21 protein-coding genes are annotated in these 20,946 nt (G+C 35.7%); 13 read left to right on the forward strand and 8 right to left on the reverse strand.

Annotated features, from left to right (window positions below; genetic code table 11):
* Positions 1–67 precede the first annotated feature (67 nt).
* The gene (locus ABH966_RS08565) at positions 68–634 is read left to right on the forward strand and encodes a TetR/AcrR family transcriptional regulator (protein ID WP_370077487.1); all 567 of its coding nucleotides are present in this window, start codon (positions 68–70) and stop codon (positions 632–634) included.
* Between the two features lie 340 nt (positions 635–974).
* On the opposite strand, the gene ABH966_RS08570 is transcribed toward ABH966_RS08565, so the two are convergent.
* Both ABH966_RS08570 and ABH966_RS08575 read right to left on the reverse strand, forming a co-directional pair.
* On the reverse strand, positions 975–2,183 hold the full coding sequence (locus ABH966_RS08570; RefSeq protein ID WP_370077489.1) for a YhgE/Pip domain-containing protein: 1,209 nt from the start codon (positions 2,181–2,183) through the stop codon (positions 975–977).
* A 53-nt stretch (positions 2,184–2,236) separates the two neighbouring features.
* Entirely contained in the window at positions 2,237–2,818 is a 582-nt protein-coding gene (locus ABH966_RS08575) for a TetR/AcrR family transcriptional regulator (protein WP_370077491.1), read from the reverse strand.
* A 352-nt stretch (positions 2,819–3,170) separates the two neighbouring features.
* Between ABH966_RS08575 and ABH966_RS08580 the strand changes: the two genes are divergently transcribed.
* The 5 genes from ABH966_RS08580 (at position 3,171) to ABH966_RS08600 (ending at position 6,897) form a co-directional block, all read left to right on the forward strand.
* Entirely contained in the window at positions 3,171–3,494 is a 324-nt protein-coding gene (locus ABH966_RS08580) for a PadR family transcriptional regulator (protein ID WP_370077493.1), read from the forward strand.
* Positions 3,487–4,023, forward strand: a complete 537-nt coding sequence (locus tag ABH966_RS08585; RefSeq protein ID WP_370077495.1) for a DUF2812 domain-containing protein — start codon at positions 3,487–3,489, stop codon at positions 4,021–4,023. Before ABH966_RS08580 ends, ABH966_RS08585 begins: the two co-directional genes overlap by 8 nt.
* Positions 4,024–4,221: 198 nt before the next feature.
* On the forward strand, positions 4,222–4,752 hold the full coding sequence (locus ABH966_RS08590) for a DUF2812 domain-containing protein (protein WP_370077497.1): 531 nt from the start codon (positions 4,222–4,224) through the stop codon (positions 4,750–4,752).
* A gap of 11 nt (positions 4,753–4,763) precedes the next feature.
* Positions 4,764–5,669: an ABC transporter ATP-binding protein gene (locus tag ABH966_RS08595; RefSeq protein ID WP_370077499.1), complete on the forward strand. Its 906-nt coding sequence runs from the start codon at positions 4,764–4,766 to the stop codon at positions 5,667–5,669.
* Positions 5,647–6,897: an ABC transporter permease gene (locus ABH966_RS08600; protein ID WP_370077501.1), complete on the forward strand. Its 1,251-nt coding sequence runs from the start codon at positions 5,647–5,649 to the stop codon at positions 6,895–6,897. The genes ABH966_RS08595 and ABH966_RS08600 overlap by 23 nt, the downstream gene beginning before the upstream one ends.
* A gap of 335 nt (positions 6,898–7,232) precedes the next feature.
* Here the strand turns inward: ABH966_RS08600 and ABH966_RS08605 are convergent, their stop codons facing one another.
* Complete coding sequence (locus ABH966_RS08605) at positions 7,233–7,628, reverse strand: VOC family protein (protein ID WP_370077502.1); 396 nt, start codon at positions 7,626–7,628, stop codon at positions 7,233–7,235.
* 375 nt (positions 7,629–8,003) lie between these two features.
* On the opposite strand from ABH966_RS08605, the gene ABH966_RS08610 reads away from it, so the two are divergent.
* The 6 genes from ABH966_RS08610 to ABH966_RS08635 all read left to right on the forward strand — a co-directional run bounded on the left by ABH966_RS08610 (position 8,004) and on the right by ABH966_RS08635 (position 14,214).
* Complete coding sequence (locus ABH966_RS08610) at positions 8,004–8,264, forward strand: hypothetical protein (RefSeq protein WP_370077504.1); 261 nt, start codon at positions 8,004–8,006, stop codon at positions 8,262–8,264.
* Positions 8,265–8,331: 67 nt separating this feature from the next.
* Complete coding sequence (locus ABH966_RS08615) at positions 8,332–9,504, forward strand: toxic anion resistance protein (protein WP_370077506.1); 1,173 nt, start codon at positions 8,332–8,334, stop codon at positions 9,502–9,504.
* Between the two features lie 168 nt (positions 9,505–9,672).
* On the forward strand, positions 9,673–10,206 hold the full coding sequence (locus tag ABH966_RS08620; RefSeq protein WP_370077508.1) for a hypothetical protein: 534 nt from the start codon (positions 9,673–9,675) through the stop codon (positions 10,204–10,206).
* A gap of 124 nt (positions 10,207–10,330) precedes the next feature.
* Positions 10,331–11,236, forward strand: coding sequence for an EamA family transporter RarD (rarD, locus tag ABH966_RS08625; RefSeq protein WP_370077510.1), 906 nt, complete (start codon positions 10,331–10,333; stop codon positions 11,234–11,236).
* 131 nt (positions 11,237–11,367) lie between these two features.
* On the forward strand, positions 11,368–11,757 hold the full coding sequence (locus tag ABH966_RS08630; protein WP_370077512.1) for a DUF302 domain-containing protein: 390 nt from the start codon (positions 11,368–11,370) through the stop codon (positions 11,755–11,757).
* A gap of 552 nt (positions 11,758–12,309) precedes the next feature.
* Positions 12,310–14,214 (forward strand): endonuclease MutS2, encoded by a 1,905-nt coding sequence (locus ABH966_RS08635; protein WP_370077513.1) that lies wholly within the window; start codon positions 12,310–12,312, stop codon positions 14,212–14,214.
* A 49-nt stretch (positions 14,215–14,263) separates the two neighbouring features.
* On the opposite strand, the gene ABH966_RS08640 is transcribed toward ABH966_RS08635, so the two are convergent.
* Entirely contained in the window at positions 14,264–15,514 is a 1,251-nt protein-coding gene (locus ABH966_RS08640) for a helix-turn-helix domain-containing protein (RefSeq protein WP_370077515.1), read from the reverse strand.
* Positions 15,515–15,652: 138 nt separating this feature from the next.
* Here ABH966_RS08640 and ABH966_RS08645 point away from each other — a divergent pair, with 138 nt between their 5' ends.
* Positions 15,653–16,942, forward strand: a complete 1,290-nt coding sequence (locus ABH966_RS08645) for an MFS transporter (protein WP_370077517.1) — start codon at positions 15,653–15,655, stop codon at positions 16,940–16,942.
* A 202-nt stretch (positions 16,943–17,144) separates the two neighbouring features.
* On the opposite strand, the gene ABH966_RS08650 is transcribed toward ABH966_RS08645, so the two are convergent.
* From ABH966_RS08650 to ABH966_RS08665, 4 genes are all read right to left on the reverse strand, one after another.
* Entirely contained in the window at positions 17,145–17,861 is a 717-nt protein-coding gene (locus ABH966_RS08650) for a LutC/YkgG family protein (RefSeq protein ID WP_370077680.1), read from the reverse strand.
* Positions 17,861–19,288 (reverse strand): LutB/LldF family L-lactate oxidation iron-sulfur protein, encoded by a 1,428-nt coding sequence (locus ABH966_RS08655; protein ID WP_370077519.1) that lies wholly within the window; start codon positions 19,286–19,288, stop codon positions 17,861–17,863. The genes ABH966_RS08650 and ABH966_RS08655 overlap by 1 nt, the downstream gene beginning before the upstream one ends.
* Before the next feature lie 15 nt (positions 19,289–19,303).
* On the reverse strand, positions 19,304–20,020 hold the full coding sequence (locus ABH966_RS08660; protein WP_370077520.1) for a (Fe-S)-binding protein: 717 nt from the start codon (positions 20,018–20,020) through the stop codon (positions 19,304–19,306).
* 158 nt (positions 20,021–20,178) lie between these two features.
* Complete coding sequence (locus tag ABH966_RS08665) at positions 20,179–20,907, reverse strand: FadR/GntR family transcriptional regulator (RefSeq protein ID WP_370077522.1); 729 nt, start codon at positions 20,905–20,907, stop codon at positions 20,179–20,181.
* Between the last annotated feature and the right edge of the window lie 39 nt (positions 20,908–20,946).

The raw sequence follows: 20,946 nt of genomic DNA on the forward strand, positions 1-20,946 counted from the left end.
CAAAATACTAAGAACTGTTCAGTAATCAACACATTTAGAAAAATCTGTTTAGTAAGGGGGAAAAAATTTGAGCGCTAACGATTTAAGAGTTGTCAAAACGAAGCAAGCATTACATAATGCTTTACTAACTTTATTAAGCGAGAAACCTTTAGAAAACATTACAATCGCAGAAATTTGTCGGGTGGCAAAGGTGAATAGAGGTACCTTCTACTTGCACTATGAGCAAAAGGAAGGGCTATTTGAGGAATACTTTCAGGAAATTATGGAGGATTTAAATAATTCCTATGAGGAACCGTACCGTGCAGTAACAACATTGGATAAAAACCAAATAGATCCAAATACTATTCGTATTTTTCATCATATTGAGCGCTTTAAAATGTTCTATCGTATTGTTTTTTCTAAAAATGTGCCACTGACATACTATTACATGTTATTTGATGGAATTTTCGCTCTGCTAAAAAGAGATATCACACTTCATAATAAAGTACATGATGAGATATCCATTGAGTATTATAGTGCTTATCAAGCAAACGCAATCATTGGCCTAATCATTCAATGGTATCGTCAAGATTTTGTGGATAGCGTAAGTACCTTGAATAAACAACTTGCGGCTATTTTGCGAATTGGTAAATAGTATTAAAGGACTCCTCGGCAAAGCGAGGGGGTGATTTCCGTTCCGACTGGACGCTGTGTTGCTGACGCTTCGCTGCAGGGTCTCATCTGTGACGCTAATCCCAAAGGCGTCGAATGATATAACCGAAAGTTAGTAATAGCGTCAGGACAAATGTTTACTATGCAACAATATAAGAGGAGGAGGTGGCTCGACTCTCACCCACGGGAAAGCGATAGCCTAGAACGGAAATCACCTTTATTTAAAGTGCCGCATCTTAGCGAAGGTATCTTCACTGTTTTATGATTTTACTACAAAAGCGATGTACCAACTCATCATTAGTACATCGCTTTTTTTGACAATATTATTGAGCCGTGGCAGGGGAAATTTGCTCGCTTTCACTCTTTACTTTTGATTTTTTTAAAGCAACGACCGTCGCAGAAATGCCCAGTGTTACAGCTATGATAATTCCTAACGAGCTACAATCACTCATTAAATTATCAGTACTTCCACCAAAAATAATGATGAAATAGCCGTCAGCTCCATAAGTAGCTGGGAGAAGTGACGCTAGTTTATTGTAAAAATCAGATAGCATCGCTTGTGGAACAAGAGCACCTGAAGTAACAAGCTGCATAGAAAGAGCACAAATATTAAAAATCATACCCAAGTTACCAAAAATGATGATAAAGGCTTGTGCTAGGCAGAGGAAAGCCCAGAACATTAATGCTTGAAAAAGGTATACTGTTAAAAAATTTACTTGACTTGAAATATTAAATAGATGCATTAAGCCAATCGTTAATAGCGGAAGGGCAAAGGCGACACCAATATTAATAAGCTGTCTTGCTAGGAACAATTGCCATTTGGAAACTGTATTTTGCACAAGTTGTGCAGCCTGCTGATGCTGCATAATCATTACCATTGCACCAACAAACGACGAAATAATAACCATCAATGGCACAAAATTCGCGGCAAACTCTTCAACATTATTTGTTTTAATAATAGTAGAATCTATCGCATGATCCTTTACACTCATAATTGTTGTAGCAACGGCTTCGTTAATTTGTTGTGCTGTATTCGGCTCCATTGAAAGCTGTGAGAACTTTTGAGAAAATGCCTCAATGGTTTTGCCTTGCTGTATAGGATAAATATTATGGTTAATTTCCTCAGTTACTTGCTTAGCTACTCCGTCCATCATATTTTTTGCGATACTTGCATTTGCTTGATTGATAGAGTAAATGATTTCAGCCTCTTTACCTGTTTGTAATTGACTCGTAAAATTGCTTGGAATATGAATAATCATATGGATATCACGTTGATTTAATTCTTGCTCAGCTCTGTCTAGAGAGGAGTAATTTGCTATTGTAAAAGGTAGTTTTCCTTTTATTTCATTTACTACTTGTTGCCCCATCTCAGTATCTTCGCTAATTAGTCCAATCTTTAAATTTTCTGTTCTGTCATTTACACCATCATAGGCAGTCATCCATACGGAAAAGAAAATCACCTGGAATGCAATTGTAATGACAATGCCAATATAAGTTTCTCGAATTTTAAATAAAGCTTGTAACCCTTTCATAAAAGACCTCCTATAAAGTAAGTACTTACTTGCATTGTAAGGAAAAATTTTTTCTAGGGAGTCAATCCCCTAGAAAAAATTGAAATGCTCGTTTTTAACAATTCTTCAGTAGGAATATTAGAAACAATTGTTCCTAAGCGTGCCCGTGACATGAAATGACCAAAATTAATAGCGATAAGAGATAACGCTGCTGCTTCAAAATCAATCTCTCTAATTTTTCCTCTTTCATACATTTCCTGAAAATAATGAATTAGCTCATTTTTAATATGAAGAGGGATATTAGCAATCTCTTCATTAATTTCCGGAAACTGCATCGCTTCCTTAAAGCCAATCATTACAAAGTCTTTAATAGACATTAAAAAGTTAAAATGCTTTACAGAGAAATTTAGTAAATCCGTTTCTAAATCCCATGTAACATTTTTATTAATCTCTTGCTGTAGAAGAGGGAAATAGGAAAATTGCTCAATAATGGCCTTCAAAATGCCGCGCTTGTTGCCAAAATGGCGAAAAATTGTTACTTCATTGACCCCAGCTAATTCAGCAATTGCTTTAGTTGTTGCAGCAGTATAGCCCTTCTCACTAACGAGTTGTAAAGCTGCATCTATGATTCGTTCTGCGGTACCTTTTGTAGACAATAGAATTCTTCCTTTCGTGCAAGTAATTACTTACATGCTAGCATAGAGGAATTTCGTATGCAATAAAAATATTAACAGACAATGGAAATCAGTAATGTTTGGATGATAAGAGGAAATGCTCGAATAACCAAGAGAAGAATAAGAACCTCTCGAGTAGCCAGGGAAATCTCAGATAAAACCAAAAATCACTCAAGGTGAATCAAAACAACAACATGGTGCTACACTGCTAGTATGAAAAGTTTTAATAACTTTTTATGGAAAAAATAACATTGACAACTATATCGTTGGCTGATATATTTTTAGTATATCGCATGGCGATATATTGTTAGACGATATAAAAAGGGGGATTTGTATGACTCAAGAACATCCGCCATTAACAGAAGGCGTTTATTATATTTTATTAGCTTTATTTGACACAAGACATGGTTACGGCATCATGCAACTAGTAGAGGAAATGAGTAATGGTCGTGTTCGGCTTGGAGCGGGGACGATTTATGGAGCTATCAAAACTTTACTCGAGCGAGGATGGATTGAGGCGCTAGATGGTGATGGACGAAAAAAGGAATACATCATCACAGAGAGTGGAAAAAAAGTTGTTGAATACGAAATTTTGAGATTAAGGGAACTTTTTGACAATGGCATCCGTATAACGAAGGAGGATGGAACAAATGGATAAATATCGATTGGCCGTTAACCCGTATGAGATTGAGAAATGGGTTAACGATATGGCAAGCCAAGGTTGGCATTTAAAAAAGTTCGCTTGGATACGTTTTACGTTCGAACGTGGAGAACCAGGTAGTTATATTTATCGGCATGATGAAATGGAGCGAAAGGGTGCCTCATATGAAGACGAATACTTAGATTTTCTGAGGTCCTCAGGAATTGAACGGGTAGATCGTTCTGGCAATCTCGTCTTCTTTAGGAAACCAGCAAATGATGGACCTTTTGAACTTTACTCTGATAAGAAAAATAAAATGAATAAGCTGTCCCAAAGAATTTCGCTGCTACTATCGCTTATCATTCTTAATTTGGCTATAGGACTAATTGGTCTGAGTGGGATTTATTCAGCACAGGCAATAAACTGGATTAAATTATCAATGAATATCATTAATATTCTTGTAGTCGTGTTATTTTCTATACCATTATTAAAACTTGTGCGTGTGCGCAATAAATTGAAGAAGGATTTGGATCTGTTCACAGATTAGTATAGGAGAATGTATGGCTGAAAAATGGTTGCATTTAATGCCAAAAAGAAAGCTACAGTATGGGATTTCATATTTGCTTCAAAATTATTTTCCGGGAAATCAGAAAAATCAATCAATAGTAAAACTATTATTAAGGCGTATATTTAACCAGGAGTTCGCATCAGTTTTATATGATTAATAGAATGGAGGTGGGACTTTATGAAAAAAAGAGTGTATCGTTTTTTTCTTGATTATGAAAAGGAAGAAGCATGGGTTAATGATATGGCGGAACAAGGTTGGCATCTAAAGCGTACAATGGTGGGATACTTTATTTTTGAAAAAGGGGAACCTGGTCAATACATATATCGCAATGAACTAGTTAAAGGTAAAAAGCAGGACTACTTTGATTTTTTAGAGACGATGAATATTGAGTTTGTTTCAAAATTTGGCGTATGGGCTTATTACCGCAAAAAGAAATCAGAAGGTCCATTTGAATTATTTTCAGATAGTTCTTCGAAAATAAAATATTTAACATTAATAAGCCGCCTTTTTATTGCCGCAACATTTCTTAATTTATTAATTGGATTTATCAATCTTTATATTTTACTTGGTGAATCAACAGAAAGAATCTTATACACGGGAGTACCATTTTTAAATTTTGTAGTTGTAATAATAATGTGTACACAAATTTTGAAGGTTGAAAGACGTAAAAAAGGACTACAACGAGAATTACATATATTTGAAGCGTAGGAGGAAAAAAGATGACACTACAATTAGAGCATGTCACGAAGAAATACAAAGACTTCACAGCGGTCGACAACTTAAATTTCACCATTGAAAAAGGGGAGATTTTTGGGCTGATTGGTCAAAACGGAGCCGGTAAAACAACGACATTCCGAATGATTTTAGATTTACAGGAGACAACAGCTGGTACAATTACTTGGGATGGCAAGCCGGTTAATGCTATCAACCGTGATGTACTTGGTTATTTACCAGAAGAACGAGGCATTTTTCCGACGATGAAGGTAGAGGATCAGCTTTACTTTTTCGGTGAGCTACGTGGCATGAAGAAGTCGGTGTTAAAGAAGGAGATTGACTATTGGATTAGTCGATTTGAGCTCGAAGAAAGACGGAAAGATAAGGCTGAAACTTTGTCAAAAGGGAATCAGCAAAAGGTACAATTGATTGCTAGCTTTATTCATAAGCCGCAGTTCTTAATACTAGACGAACCATTCAGTGGACTTGATCCTGTGAATAAAGATTTACTGAAGGATGCTATATTGCTTTTAAAAGAACAAGGCACTACGATTTTGTTCTCCAGTCACCAAATGGATAATGTAGAGGAACTATGCGATCATCTTTGTCTATTAAAACGTGGAGTCTCTTTATTTTCAGGTAGTCTACTAGATTTAAAGAAACAATACGGGAAAACAAGATTGGCAGTACGTACAGAGTGGTCTACAACTCAATTGATGGAACTTGAAGGTGTCAAAGATATTCGAGTAGAGAAAGAGCAAACGGTACTCACTCTAGAGGATGAGAGCTATGCGCAAAGCATTTTCGAAAAGCTTTCAAATGGTAAATATATTGAAAAGTTTAGTTTAGATTACTTATCGTTAGATGAGATCTTTAAAGATAAGGTAGGTGGCAACGTTGTCGAAGTTTAATTTATTAATGAAACAGCTATACAAATCAAAAATAAAATCAAAATCCTTTGTTGTAATGACATGCATTTATATACTTGGGATGTCTGTTGCGGTTTTCTGGTCGGATATTAAAGAGCTTTTTACGGGTGATGATCATACCCAACAAATTGCGATTATCAACGAAACAACAGCAGATTTAAGCGGCCTCTTTGTATCAAATGGCGATATGGAATTTATACAAAATGAGTCAAATATATCGGCGCTTGAGAAAAAGGTTAAGGATGAAAAGTTAGATGCAATCGTTAAAATAACAGATCAAAATGATCAGCTTCACGCTGAAATTTCCACTTTCACTCCATTGAAATTAAATGATCAAGGTGCGATAAATTCGATACTGCAACTTGCTGGCCAAAATTATGCTGTACAACAGTTATCACTAACACCAGAACAAGCAACTCAAATTATGGGTGCAAAAACGATAATCTCTAATAAAAACTTAAATAAAGAGTCTAATGGTGGTAAAAGCGAAGAAGAAAAACAATCAGGGCTAGTTGTATCTTATGCAGTTGGAATTTTAATCTATTTCTTTATTTCTACATTCCTATCTATGATTACAACGGAAATTGCTACTGAAAAAGGTTCACGTGCAATGGAAATGCTACTTGTTAGTGTAAAGCCAGCTACCCATTTTAAAGCAAAAATTGCTGGTGTGCTTTTACTCGCATTAACACAGATGGGTATTATTACAGTTGTCTTCCTAATCTATGCGAAATTTGCGAAGAACGGTTTTGTTTGGGATATGGCAGCTAGCATTGTTAAAGAATTATCGATAGGTTATGTGATATACGCCATTCTATTCTTACTATTAACAATTATTCTTTACTTAATTGTAGGAGCATTATTCGGTTCTTTAGTGTCTAAAGTGGAAGAATCAGGTCAAGTATTAATGCCAGCCATGATGATTACTATCATTGGTTTCTATGTTATGATAACGGGAATGGGTAATCCAGATACACTTATCATTAAGGTATTCTCTTATATTCCATTTACGTCTGGAATGCTCATGCCGATGCGTATTGGGGGTACTGATATAGGCTTAATTGTACCACTTTTATCGTTAGGTATTTTAATCGCAACAATTATTGTGGCTTACTTATTCAGCATTTCATTCTATAAACGCAGCGTGCTGACTTATAGTTCAGGTGGCGTTATTAAGAAAATTAAAACTGTGCTAAAAGTGACAACGTGATGATTAAAGCAGCTACACTCTTTAAGATTAAGTACAAGTAATTGTATTTTGAATTTAATTAACATTTAAAAAGCACATTACTATGAAAAAATTAGTAATGTGTTTTTTTATTTTGAATGATTTATTAAGGGGTTATACATTTTATAATGACAGATTTTCCGAACGGGAAAGCCCCATCCGTAAGGTGTGGGATGAGAGTGAGAGCGGATACGGAGTGCCACTAATAACTGGAAGGTTTAGCGAGATAAACAAAGTTAATTTCAGCGTGTTAAAAGTCCAACTATACAACAGTCGAAAGGTTAAGGAAAACATAAAAAGACCTCTAAATATAGAGGTTAGGGCGCTACTAATTCAACCTTAATTCTGTCTGGGTCTTCAAAATAAACTGCATAGTGTTCTTCCCCTCCTGCAAAGGGATGCTTATCAGTATAAAGAATTTTAATACCTTTTTCTTTTAACTTTTTTGTCATATCGTCAATTTGTTGACGTGAACTTGTATGGAACGCCAAATGATTTAGACCTACTCGACATCTATGGTAAGGTATGTCCATAAATCGTTCATCTGTTTGAACGAAAACGATGTATGTTTCTCCAATCTTCCAACTTTGTCCACGATCCCATTCCTGAAATGGCTCATATCCCAATTCTTCTAATAACCACCCCCAAAAGGTAATTGACTTCTTTAAATCTGAAACATATATTTCAATGTGGTGTATTAGTCCCTGTGACAACGGATTACCTCCTTTTTACATGTTATTTTATCAGATAATTCCAGACTTTTAATTATTTATCCAGAAAACAACAATCTTCGAGAAATCAGCATTAATAATAAAAACAGAAGCAGCCTGTTTTTTTGATGGTTCTGCACTTTTAAATGTTTTATCTATTTTATTAACTAACGACTAAGCATATTGGAAATATGTTGACTTTTAATAAAACGAAAGTAGCTACTTTTTTGCTCATCTGACGACCTAGCCGGAACGGAAATCAACCCAACATTATAGGGGAAAGCCTCTGCTAATTTTAGAAAACAATGTAAAGTATTTCATTGATTCAGTCGAATTTCCTACTGAAACAAGCTATAATTTATGTAAGAGGGTGAAGATATGTTATCACAAGCAAAGATTGAAGCATTATTAAAAAAATCACCAATTCAACGCCTTGCAACACAAGAGGAGAGAGAACAGTTCTTTGTGAAGCTTGAGCAGCAGCTACCTATGAGAAATGAATTGGCTGGAATTTTAAATAATCGTAAGCGATTAAAGCTTTTTGTCAATATTTCTAATACATCTCATTATAGCTTTCAACTAGAGCATCATGAGGCTTCATATATATTAAGTGACTCTTATTTTGTAAGACTTGATTAAAATGAAACTTTTTCAGCTTAGAATCGTATGTTAATAAAAGAGATAAATCGCAGGGGGTAAAACTTTTATGTCTGAATTCGACAACGACCTATTAAAATCAAAAGATCCATTTGCATCAGAAAATCCATTATTACAACCTAATCCATTATTACAGGTGGAGCAAGAGCCAAAAAAACCAGTACTTGTTTCTGAGCAAGAGCTATCACAAATTGCTCAAAATCAACTTGCTTTAAAGCAAGATCCTGAGGTTCATGCATTAGCACAAAAAATTGATGTCAAAGACCAAATTGCTATGCTAGAGCTTGGAAAAGAAACTGCGAATGGTATTTCTACTTTTTCAGATAAAATGCTAGCAACGATGAAAACAAGTAAACTTGAGGAATCAAGTGTATTATTAAATAATTTAAATAGAATTATGGATAAATTTGATCCTCAAGATTTTGCGGAGGATAAAAAAGGTGGCTTCCTTACTAAGCTGTTTAGTAAAGGAAAGGAACAATTAGAAAAGTTTCTATCCAAATATGACAGCATGAACAAGGAAGTGGATGTCATTTTCCGTGAGGTTCAAAAATACGAAGGTGAAATGAAACGTAATACAATTGATCTTGAAAATTTATATGATCAAAACTTAAATTACTTCCAAACTTTAAGTAAATTTATTGCGGCAATTGAAGTGAAAACAGATGAAGTACGTTCATCATTACCAGCACTTGAACAAAAAGCACAAACTGGTGATCAATTAGCGGCAATGGACTATGAAACGATGGTACGTGCCGTTGATTTACTAGAACAACGTCGTTATGATTTAGAAATGGCGCAACAAGTTTCATTCCAATCTGCTCCACAAATTCGATTAATGCAGCAAGGGAATAACCATTTAATCGCTAAAATTAACTCTGCGTTTGTGACGACAATTCCTATATTCAAGCAAGGGCTTATTCATGCGGTGACGTTAAAACGCCAAAAGCTTATTTCAGACTCAATGACTGAATTAGACCGTCGTACGAATGAAATGCTTGTACGAAATGCAGAAAATATTAGTAAAAATAGTGTTAATATCGCGCGTGCAGCTGGTAGCCCAAGTATTAAGATCGAAACCATTGAAACGACATGGCAAACAATTATGTCTGGTATTCAAGAAACGAAGCAAATTCAAGCAGAAACAGCTAAAAATCGTGAGGAAGGCCGTAAACGTATTGAACGTCTGCAGCTTGAATATGAGAAACTGAAAAAAATGTAATCGAAAAGCTTCTTGCATCTCTCTTCGCAAGAAGCTTTTTTACATTGACAAAATAGAAATTAATACGATAATTAGACCAATGAAAAATTTTTTCAAAGGAAGCGGAAAAATGTTAAACAAAGCTATGCCATTACACGAACTCATTAGTGATGGAGTGAAGAAAAATCTATGAACAAAATAAATCCAACTACATTATCGTGTGCAACGTTAAAAGATGGAACACTTTCTATTGATATAACAGAAACACTGATGCTGTTATCGCAAAGTCGCTATCAAGAATTGACACATATAGCTGAGCTATATAATGCTTTACATAAAGATTTAGATGAAAAGCATCATATTCAGGAGCTGGAGCAAAAAAATTTAAAGAGACAAAATATACAGCTTATGGATGATATGCAAAAAATGAAGCAGCAAAATGCAGTCTTGCAAAAAAAGCTAATGGAATACAATTGTATCGTAGGAGAGCTGAAGGAGATCCGTAGACAAAATACAGAGCTATTAATTGAATTAAGTAAACATACTACTTTATCTAAGGAAAACCTGTCAGGTCCGTTAAAATCTATGATACGTGATATGCGGGAGCAGGGTGTTGGTATTAAAGAAATTCAGATTCGCATTAAACGTCAAATTAACCCTGATATTAGTTATAGTATGGTGCGTAAATATATTTCTGAGCTTGAATCTGAACATAAAGAGTAATGTCGATTTGTTAAAATTCGTCATTTACAGTTTCCAATCTAAGACCTATAATTAGTCTATTCTTCAAATGGAAATATAACGCAAAAACATATAGATTCAAAATAGAGTAGGAGAGTTAGAGGCAATGTCAAATGAGAAAAAAGGCGTTTTGGCGGCATTTTTAGCCTATGCTTTTTGGGGTGCATTTCCGCTTTATTGGAAATTGCTTGAGCATGTCCCGAGTATGGAAATTTTATTATCGCGTGTCATTTGGTCTTTTGTCTTTACAGTACTAGCAGTAATAGTATTTAGAATGCGCAAAGATCTTATCGCAGACTTAAAATATTTGTGGTCACACCAAAAGCATTTTTGGCAGCTTGCGGGAGCTTCATTTGTTATTTCAATGAACTGGTATTTATATATTTGGGCAGTTACCCATAATCATTTAATTGAAACGAGCTTAGGCTATTATATTAATCCCTTACTGTCAGTTATTTTTGGGGTTATTTTCTTTAAAGAAGCACTTAGTCGTGCGCAATGGGCAGCTACAGGAATTGCCTTTATCGCTGTAATTATTTTAACGATTAATTATGGGTCAATCCCATGGGTAGCACTTCTTATTGCTTTATCCTTCGCCATTTACGGTGTTCTAAAAAAGAAAATTACGCTTGATGCGACAAGAGGTCTAGCCATTGAAACGTTATTTATTCTACCGTTTGCTTTAGGCTACTATATTTACCTTTTTACAACGAATCAAGCATCATTTTTACATGTTGATGTGAAAACAGACATCCTCATGATTGTGAGTGGTATAGTGACAGCAGTGCCATTAATTTTATTTGCGAAAGGTGCTCAAAATATTCCACTCTATTTATTAGGCTTTATTCAATACGTATCACCAACGATTGTGTTAGTTTTAGGGATCGTACTTTATAAAGAACCGTTTAGTCAAATAGAGCTATTAGCATTTAGTATTATTTGGGCAGCCTTACTACTGTTTTCAGGTTCGAAAATCATTGAAGTGAGAAGAGCTCATCATAAATCAGCCTAAAAAAGGACTTGTAGATATTTTCTACAGGTCCTTTTTGCATATTCCATAAAAATTAAGCTATTCTATCTTTAACTCAGATAAAAAATGTCACGAATGAATTTCGTTTACAATGAAAGAGGAGAAACTACTTTATGGATTTTCACTATACAGTCACATCAAATAAAACGATTGAAGAAACAATTTCAGCTATAGCATTAAATTTAAAAGAACATAAATTTGGCGTTTTATGGGAGCTCAACTTGACTGAAACGCTGCATAAAAAAGGCGTAGATAGTTTTAAAATGCCTTATAGAATTCTCGAGGTTTGTAATCCGGTAGAGGCTGCGAAGGTACTTGGTCATAATGCATTAGTTGGATACTTTCTGCCGTGTAAGATAACGGTTTATGAAGATGCAGAGAAAAAGAAAATCGGCCTTCCAAAACCAACTGCGATGATAGGTTTGTTAAATGACCCAGAATTAAAATTAGTTGCTGAAAAAATTGAAAAGATTTTAATTGATGTATTAGAGAAAAGCAAATGATGAATAGTAATAAGGAACTTTACTTTTCTGCCAGCATATAGTAATATGATGTCAATCAATTAGATAACAATGATTATAAATTATATAAATGAGAGGTGCTTTTGATGAGTGCGGTAGGTTCTAAATAGGAACAACTTAATGAAGTAAATTTAATGACGACAGGGGATTTGTGTCATAAAGTGACCCCTTATTTAGTCGTGGATTTATTTCGATACCTATGAAGATACCTACAATACTTTATAAAGCGTGTAATGGTCTGAAAATGCTTCATTTTGATTGAAGTCTTTTTCACGATGCTTTTTACACATGCCTTGTAATGTAAAAGCTGTGGGATCCCCGCAGCTTTTTTGTTTTTTAATTGAATATAAAGGTTTTCAAACTATTTGTTGAGGTGTCCCTACAAAGGGAAGGATAGTTGTCGTAACCTTGGTGAGACTTCACCTAGTGCTTCACTCCAACATTAGATGTAGAGCCAATATAAAATCATTGCTATCTATTGAGTAGGTATCTTCATGAATGATTATGGAAAAATCATAGTGAGGAGAATTTAAAATGAATCATTCTACTTTTGAGAAGTTACAATACAATGAATTGAAGGATATCGTTAAATCATACTGTGTTAGTGGATTAGGTAAACAGTTATTAGATAAATTAACGCCGAGCCCAAATTTGACAGTTGTTAAAAATCGTTTGAATGAAACGACTGAGGCACGAGCGATTTTAGATGCGGAAGGTCATGTCCCGTTTTTAGGGATATCCAATATTGACAACACGATTAAAAAACTTGAAAAAGGGATAATTTTAGACCCTAGTGAATTGGTTAGCATCTCTGACTTTTTAAGAGGCTGTAGAAAAATTAAAAAGTTTATGCTGGAGAAGGAATTTTTTGCACCAGTACTTGCATCCTATGCAAATTCGATGTCTGAATTTAAAAGTGTAGAAGAGGAGATTAACTTTGCTATTAAAGCAAATCGTGTTGATTCAGCTGCTAGTAGGGAGTTAAAGCGGATTCGCAATCATATCGAAACAACTGAGGAAAAAATTAAAGAGCGCTTAACTAAATTTTTAAATAATAGTGCCAATAAAACATATATCCAGGAATTTTTTATTAGTAAGAAGGATGATCGATACACGATTCCTATTAAGGCTTCTTATAAAAATCATGTGCAAGGGACAATAGTAGAGGTTTCATCTAAAGGTGCAACGGTCTTTATGGAGCCAAGTACAGTAGGTAAATTAAATGTGGAATTGGCCACTTTGAAAGCAGAGGAAGCGGTGGAGGAATATCAGATTTTGGCGACATTATCTGGGCTACTGATGGAAAATATCCGTGAAATCAACATCAACATGGAATTGATTAGCCAATATGATATGGTGTTTGCCAAAGCTAAGTTTAGCAAGCACATTGGAGGAGTTGAACCAAGCTTAAATGATTATGGCTATATTAAGCTCGTTAATTGTAAGCATCCACTGTTAACAGGGAAGGCGGTGCCACTTCATTTTGAAATTGGTAAAGACTATCGCAGCTTAATCATTACAGGACCGAATGCTGGTGGTAAAACCGTTGTCCTAAAAACCATTGGCTTGTTAACATTGGCTACTATGTCAGGCTTCCATATTGTTGCAGATAAAGGTACAGAAATAGCTGTATTCGATCATATTTTTGTAGACATTGGTGATAATCAAAGTATTGAAAATGCACTTAGTACGTTCTCATCCCATATGAAAAATCTCTCGGATATAATGAGGGCATCCAATAATAATACGCTTTTGCTATTTGATGAAATAGGAAGTGGTACGGAACCGAATGAAGGAGCAGCACTGGCGATTTCCATTTTAGAGGAGTTCTATCATATGGGCTGTATGACAGTGGCAACTACTCACTATGGAGAAATTAAGCGTTTCTCTGAAATGCATAGTGATTTTATGAATGCGGCTATGCGTTTCAATAGTGAAACTTTAGAACCTTTGTATAAATTAGTTATCGGAACATCTGGAGAAAGTAATGCGCTATGGATTTCTAAGAAAATGAATATACGTGAAACAGTATTGCAAAGAGCGAAGGGCTATATTGACAATAAGGATTATCATCTAGAACAAGTAAATGACAGTAAAATCAGGAAGCCTAAGATTGAGCAAGAGAGAACCAAAGCAAAGTATGACTTTAAAAAGGGAGATCGTGTGAAGCTGTTAGATCATGATGACGTTGGAATTGTTTATCAAGAAATGGATAATTTCTATAATGTTGTCGTTTTCTACGAGGGAGAATTTATAAATGTAAATGTCAAGCGTTTGGCATTAGAGCTTCCGGCAACAGAATTATACCCAGAAGGATATGATGTAGAGACATTGTTTGTGGATTATAAAGAACGAAAGCTTCAGCATGACATAGAGCGCGGTTCGAAAAAAGCCCTTCGAAAGATTCAGAAGGAAATAAAGAGAGATAAATCGAGCTAATAATATGAAGGGATTACACATAAATTATAAAATGTGCAATCCCTTTTATTTATTGAACCGAGTTAATTTGTGCTTTTATTGAATAATAAGTTTCTTCAATTTTTTGTTTATAGGGTAGATCAATTAAATACTGAGAATCCATATAGGCCATTTTGGCGATTTCGTAGGCAGTTGTTAATTCACCGAAGTGTGCATAGCAAAGAGCTTTATAAGAAAAACACTCATTAAAGCCTAATATGTCAAATGGATGTAAGATGAATGGGGGAATGTTTGTTAAATGTTCAAATGCTTCTTTAGCCTCTTCATATCGGGCTAGCAAATATAAGGATTTTCCTTTTTCCGCATAGTAAAGATTTTTATCAAATTTAATCAATCCCATATCCATAAGTGGACGAAACCGCTCTATTTCCGCTAGTGCCTTTTCATAATCATGAGTGAAATTGTTATAATAATGCGCTCGTAATGTGAAAATAAAGGCATCTACTTCCACTTGTTCCGCAAAAACTCGATACTGCTCAAGTTTTTTTATCAAATGTTCTGCTTGCTCAAAATCGTTGTCAACCATAGCACAAAACGCTGCAATACGATACATATCATCTATATAAGAGTAAAATTGATTTTTATGTGCATTGGCAATTGTCTCTTTAACGAGTTGTTTACCGGCTTCATATTCTCCGACTGCTAATTGAAAAACACTAATATAATAAGCCATTTTTCCGGCATCTCGTGAATCTAATTGATAATTTTCTTGCTCAGCTTCTTCTTTAGCTTGTAAGATACAGGAATACGCCATTTTATAGTTTCGACCTTCTGTGAATATGGCCGACTGTAATATATAGGTTTCAAACCAATGGCTCAGTAAATTAATTTCTTTAAACATGAAGCGTGCTTGTTGGAGTGGTGACTCCCATGTTGTTAATCCCATTTGATATTGTGCTGTTGCGTAAATATACAGTAAACGACCAGCTTCATAGCTAAGCGGAAGATCTTCTACATAAGGGTTAATTATCTCTATGATTTGCTGCAGATTTTCTGTATTACCTAGTTTTATTTCAGCATATATAGTCTCCACCTGCTCTAAAAGATGACGTATCGTAGAAGGTGCTATTTCTTCAAGTAATTCACTTGCTTTTACCTTTAAACGCTCCGCAATATATTCAAGACTTTCCATCGAAGGTTTGGCCTTATCATTTTCAATTTGACTTAACATACCTTTTGTTAGACGTTCACCAGCAAGTTCCTCTAATGTTAATTTTCGTTCTTTCCTTAATTTGCGAATTCGTGTGCCTAAAGAGTCCACTGCCTCGCCTCCTTTTTAAATCATGTCCTTTGTTTAATTATATTAAACTTTTTGTTGCGTGAAAAGTGGGAGGTGTGTTATATTTTGTTTAATTAAATTAAACTTTTTAATATAATTAAAAATACGGAGGGATTTTAGATGAGTGAAGAGCAAAAATATAAAAAGGCGACGTATCATTTATGGACATTCACAACCAGTAAAATGATCTCGTTGTTAGGGTCACATGTATTGTCATTTGGGATAGGGTTATATATTTTGGCACTGACAGGGTCAGCGATGAGTTTTGCGACAACTATGATATGTTCCATTTTGCCTCGTGCATTAGTCGCGCCTCTGGCAGGGTATGTAGCTGATAATTATTCAAAGAAACGCACGATTTTATTAGCACAAGCAGGAACGATCTTGACCGTTACTGGGCTACTACTTTATACAGAAATGGTCGGTCTGTCGGTTTATGCTATTTATATAGCAACTGTTTTTAATACAATATGCTCAGCCTTTTCAGGTGTAACATTTTCTTCCTCAATCGCAACACTAGTAAATCCAGAACGCCTACAGAAAGCAATGTCATTCAATCAAATGTCAGTGTCATTAGCAGCAATTGGTGGGCCAGTAATTGGGGGAATGATGTATGGATTTTTCTCCATGAAAGCATTTTTGCTTGTACATATGGTGGCCTATGTGATTGCATTTTGCTTAGAAGCAACAATGAATTTTACTCTCTATAGTACAAGAGATCAGGCTATAGAAAAGGAAAAAATGTGGGCTGGGCTTGTTAGTGGCTTTCGCTATATTAAGCTACAAAAAGTTGTTAAAACTGTAATGTGGCTTTCATTATGGATTAATTTGTTTTTCTCTGCCATTGTTGTTGGGGGGACCTATATTATTATTGAATTACTAAAAGTAAAATCAACTCATTTTGGTTTTATTGAAGCTTCAGGTGCAGTAGGTATGCTTGTTGCTTCCCTCATTTTCGCTACACGGAAAGAGGTTAAGGCGCCACTACGTTTTTCTAAAATCAGCTTATTGCTGTTGGCTAGCAGCTTAGGGCTGGCGGTTGTTCCATTAGTAACGAATTTATCCTATTTAGCTATTGTTATCTTTTATATTGTAATCTACTTTATTTTCGCTGTTTTTGAGATGGGGATTAACATGCCAATTATGGTTTATATACAAAAGCTAATTTCAGAAGAATACCGTGGACGTGTATTGGGATTAATGGAAACAATGGCAATGTCAATGATGCCGATTGGTATGGTCGTTTACGGCATCTTGTACGATACATTCCCAGCAACGGTTATTTTACTTGTCACAAGTGTCTTTATCGTGACGATATCACTAGTTATGCTACGAACATCTGTCTTAAAAGAAGCACATCCAGAGTTTTATGAACAAAAGAAGATAGTAACTGAGAGTGTTGCAAATTAATGTAACAGCGAAATGCGCAGTTTTATCAGCGATTAATGGGAGTTTATCAGCGATAATAGCGGTTTTATCGGCGATTAGTGAGACTTTATCAGCGATAATAGCAGTTTTACCAGCGGTTCGTAACCATCTATCAACGAGATTATATAGCAACATACAAAACCAGGCATTTCTTCAATGTTGAAGTATGCCTGGTTGATTGGTTTTACTGATCCTCAATCACAATATAAGTGGCTTTAATTGGTCCATGTACACCAACGATCAAAATCATTTCGATATCTGCCGAATTACTTGGTCCTGTTATAAAGTTAATGCAGGAAGCAATTTGTTCGCCATTTCTAACTTTTTCGCTAATCCAACGAGCCGCTTGTGTCATTCGTGGAACAATGGTACTTTTAGGAATTAAAATAATAGACTTCTCTGGTAAAAAGCTAACTGATCTACCTTTATCCTTATCACTAAAAAGTACAGCAGTTCCTGATTCTGCTAATGTAATTTCACTGATTGTAATGCCAATGTTAGCTTTTTCAGCTTGTCGAATATTTTCCTCTGGTTGCTCAGAATCCCATTCGTACAGTTGAATATTTTCTTGAGGCCATTGCTCGGTCATTAATTTTCCTAGGCCATAGTTTTGGAAACGCTCATCTTTCCATGTTATAACAGATTGACCTCCATAATTTCCAATTACTTTTTGGAAATCTGCAGGAAGATTAGCTGTATTTGTAATGACAATATCCGTATGAATATTTTTGCATTGTTCAACTAAAACCTCTAGTAACTCATCTTTTGTCGCTTCATTTAGGACGCGATCTTGAGGGTTATATTGCCATGTAGGTCGTACGATTTCTGTTTTTGGTGTACGTCCAAGCTGTTTCGCAATGTTTGCTAAAAATACATCTCTTTTTTCAATAGTACCTGTCATCATTCATCGCCTCCTTTTTGGCGGTGTTTAAACCAGTCACGGAAATTATCTTTATTGGGGGCAGGAAAATCCCTTGCTTCCGTCCATGCTTTTAGTGGGCCTGGGCCTTTAGAAATTTTTTGATCTTTTGTAAATGGAGCCATTGCTGGTGAAGCCATTTTTGTCGCCATTTTATATAGGGCCGGGGAGGAAGCACCTAGACCAAAGGCCTTCATTAGTAACTTTTCCGATACAGGTGCCTTTCCTTCGTTTTCGACAATTACTTGCCGATGTCTATGAATAAGCTGATGTAATGGTATTTTGACAGGACAAGCATCTGTACAGGCGCCACATAATGTGGAGGCATATGGCAACTCTTTAAAATCTTCATAGCCACCTAATAATGGTGAAAGAACGACACCTACTGGCCCAGAATAGATAGAACCATAAGCATGTCCGCCAACATGTCGATAAACAGGGCAAGCGTTAACACAAGCTGCACAGCGAATACATTGTAAAATAGGCTGGAATTCACTGCCTAAAATATCAGAACGTCCATTATCAACAATTACTAAATGGAATTCCTCTGGTCCATCTGTGTCACCTTCATCTTTGATCCCTGTTAATGTGGTAATATAGCTTGTTAGCTTTTGCCCAACTGCGCTTCTTGTTAATAAGCTTACTAGTACTTCCATCTCTTCAAATGTTGGAACAATTCTCTCCATTCCCATTACCGTAATTTGTGTTTTCGGCAAAGCTGTTACTAAATCTGCGTTCCCTTCATTTGTCACGAGCGTAATCGAGCCACTCTCTGCAATAGCAAAGTTACAGCCTGTAATGCCAATGTCTGCTGTTAAATATTCATTTCTTAATTTTTCACGTACATATAGAGCTAGTTCTTCAGGCTTTTCGGTTTTCTCATAACCTTGTTTTTCTTTAAAAACGTCACGAATCTGCTCCTTATTTTTATGCATAGCTGGAGCAATGATATGAGATGGTGGCTCATGATCATCTACTTGCAAAATGTACTCTCCAAGATCTGTTTCAATAACTTCACACCCGAGCTTTTCTAAAGCGGCGTTTAAATCAATTTCCTCCGTCACCATAGATTTTGATTTTACAATTTTAGCAGCATTCTTTTTTTTCGCGATACTTTGAATGTAGTCCGTCGCTTCTTTCGCTGTTTGCGCAAAGTAAACATGTCCACCTCTTTTAGAGACGTTTTCACTTAGCTGATATAAGTAATAATCTAAGTTCTCCAGCACATGCTTTCGAATTTCTTCGCCGTGAGAGCGCCATTCCTCCCAATGTCCGAGCTCATCAGCTTGTTTTAGCCGACGTGTTTGTAAGCGCTCCTGTGCGCTTGACACAGCTCCGCGCATAAACGTATTTTCTAATTCTTTCGTTACACGATGATTAAAGCGTTTATCACTTGTTTTCATGGACATTTCTTTTACCCCCTCTTAGTGACAATTTAATACTTCCGCAATATGCATGACTTTAATAGGCTTACCTTGTCGATTAATTCGACCACCAATATTGATTAAGCAACCTGCATCAGCTCCGATTAAAATGTCTGCACCTGTTTCTTCAACATTTTGTACTTTTTCACTAACCATTTCTCCAGAAATATTGCCCATTTTTACTGAAAATGTTCCGCCAAATCCACAGCATCTTTCTTTTCCTGGGAGTTCTACATACTGTAGTCCTTTAACTTGATTTAATAGTTTAAACGGTGCATCTGTAACTCCGAGTAGACGTGTCATATGACAGGAAGTATGATAAGTAGCCTTGCCCTCTAAATGTGCTCCTACATCCTCGACTTTTAATATATCTACGATAAACTCTGTAAATTCATATGTTTTATCTGCTAATGCTTGCGCTTTTGGCTCCCAAACAGGATCTCCCTTAAACACTTCTGGGTATTCCTTAAACATATAAGCGCAGGAACCAGAAGGGGAGACAACGTATTCGGCATGTTCAAACGCTGTAATCATTTTTTTCATAGCATTTTTAGATTCTTTTACATAGCCACTATTGTAGGCAGGCTGCCCACAGCAAATTTGATTTTCAGGAAAGTCTAGGTCACAACCGAGCCTTTCAAGAACTTCTACTACAGCTTTTCCTACATCACCTTGAAACATATCAACTAAACAAGTCGCAAAAAGTGTTACTTTCATGAGAATCGCTCCTTTTCATCTTTATTACCCGTAATTCAACAGGTCATCTGATGACTTTGTTTTTATATTACTACAATTGTACAGATGAATAAAAGGTGTTTATTATTAATTTTCAAAAAATTCGAAAACTGCCTATAGTAAAAACTAGGCAGCTGCTGTTATTTCATAGATTCAGTTGTTTCAAAATATTGCATTAAGACCTTTTCCACATTACTTAAATGTGAAGCCATAGCATGTTTTGCGAGCTCTTCATTTTGCTGTTTAATCGCGAGGAAGATTTGCATATGTTCATCATACAGCTTTTCGCTCGTAATTTTTTTAGAGTACAACCAAATTCGACGTGTCTCTTTCATCGTTTCAATCATTAAACCTGAAACCTGGTCCAATATAGTTGTAAGTAGGGGGTTTTGAGATGCTGCAGAAATGGCCGCGTGAAATTGAAAATCCACTTTCTCTCCTAGCTCTCCATCTCCTTGTACTCGTTTCATCTCATCCAAAATTTGCAACATGGACTGTATGTCTTCTTCTGTTCGATGAATAGCTGCGCTAGCCGCTGTGCCTACTTCGATAATTTTACGTACTTCTAACAAATTTGAGATATCTTGCTTATTTGTTAAAATGGCAGTAGATAAGGGGAAATCGAGTTGATTGGATTGATTACTTTTAACAAATGTACCTGAGCCTTGTTTAATTTCAATAAGTCCCATTGCTTTTAAAGCGGAAAGAGCTTCTCGGATGGCAGATCTGCTTACTTGTAATTGTTCAGCAAGTTGTTCTACTGAATCAAGTCGATCACCCGGCTTCAGTTCGCCAGCTCTAATTTTTTCATAGAGGATTTCAGATACTTCCTCATATATTTTTTTCGGTTTAATTTTTCTTAATTCCAAGGACTACACCTCATTTATCTCTATCAATTGCTCTATTGT

Origin of the sequence: Lysinibacillus sp. RC46, assembly GCF_041262385.1 — a bacterium.
GTDB lineage: Bacteria > Bacillota > Bacilli > Bacillales_A > Planococcaceae > Lysinibacillus.

Excerpts from the sequence above, each read along its gene's own strand:
- ABH966_RS08570 (WP_370077489.1), bottom strand. The coding sequence starts at position 2,183 with ATGAAAGGGTTACAAGCTTTATTTAAAATTCGAGAAACTTATATTGGC.
- ABH966_RS08580 (WP_370077493.1), top strand. The coding sequence starts at position 3,171 with ATGACTCAAGAACATCCGCCATTAACAGAAGGCGTTTATTATATTTTA.
- ABH966_RS08585 (WP_370077495.1), top strand. The coding sequence starts at position 3,487 with ATGGATAAATATCGATTGGCCGTTAACCCGTATGAGATTGAGAAATGG.
- ABH966_RS08590 (WP_370077497.1), top strand. The coding sequence starts at position 4,222 with ATGAAAAAAAGAGTGTATCGTTTTTTTCTTGATTATGAAAAGGAAGAA.
- ABH966_RS08595 (WP_370077499.1), top strand. The coding sequence starts at position 4,764 with ATGACACTACAATTAGAGCATGTCACGAAGAAATACAAAGACTTCACA.
- ABH966_RS08610 (WP_370077504.1), top strand. The coding sequence starts at position 8,004 with ATGTTATCACAAGCAAAGATTGAAGCATTATTAAAAAAATCACCAATT.
- ABH966_RS08615 (WP_370077506.1), top strand. The coding sequence starts at position 8,332 with ATGTCTGAATTCGACAACGACCTATTAAAATCAAAAGATCCATTTGCA.
- ABH966_RS08620 (WP_370077508.1), top strand. The coding sequence starts at position 9,673 with ATGAACAAAATAAATCCAACTACATTATCGTGTGCAACGTTAAAAGAT.
- rarD (WP_370077510.1), top strand. The coding sequence starts at position 10,331 with ATGTCAAATGAGAAAAAAGGCGTTTTGGCGGCATTTTTAGCCTATGCT.
- ABH966_RS08630 (WP_370077512.1), top strand. The coding sequence starts at position 11,368 with ATGGATTTTCACTATACAGTCACATCAAATAAAACGATTGAAGAAACA.
- ABH966_RS08635 (WP_370077513.1), top strand. The coding sequence starts at position 12,310 with ATGAATCATTCTACTTTTGAGAAGTTACAATACAATGAATTGAAGGAT.
- ABH966_RS08645 (WP_370077517.1), top strand. The coding sequence starts at position 15,653 with ATGAGTGAAGAGCAAAAATATAAAAAGGCGACGTATCATTTATGGACA.
- ABH966_RS08650 (WP_370077680.1), bottom strand. The coding sequence starts at position 17,861 with ATGACAGGTACTATTGAAAAAAGAGATGTATTTTTAGCAAACATTGCG.
- ABH966_RS08655 (WP_370077519.1), bottom strand. The coding sequence starts at position 19,288 with ATGTCCATGAAAACAAGTGATAAACGCTTTAATCATCGTGTAACGAAA.
- ABH966_RS08660 (WP_370077520.1), bottom strand. The coding sequence starts at position 20,020 with ATGAAAGTAACACTTTTTGCGACTTGTTTAGTTGATATGTTTCAAGGT.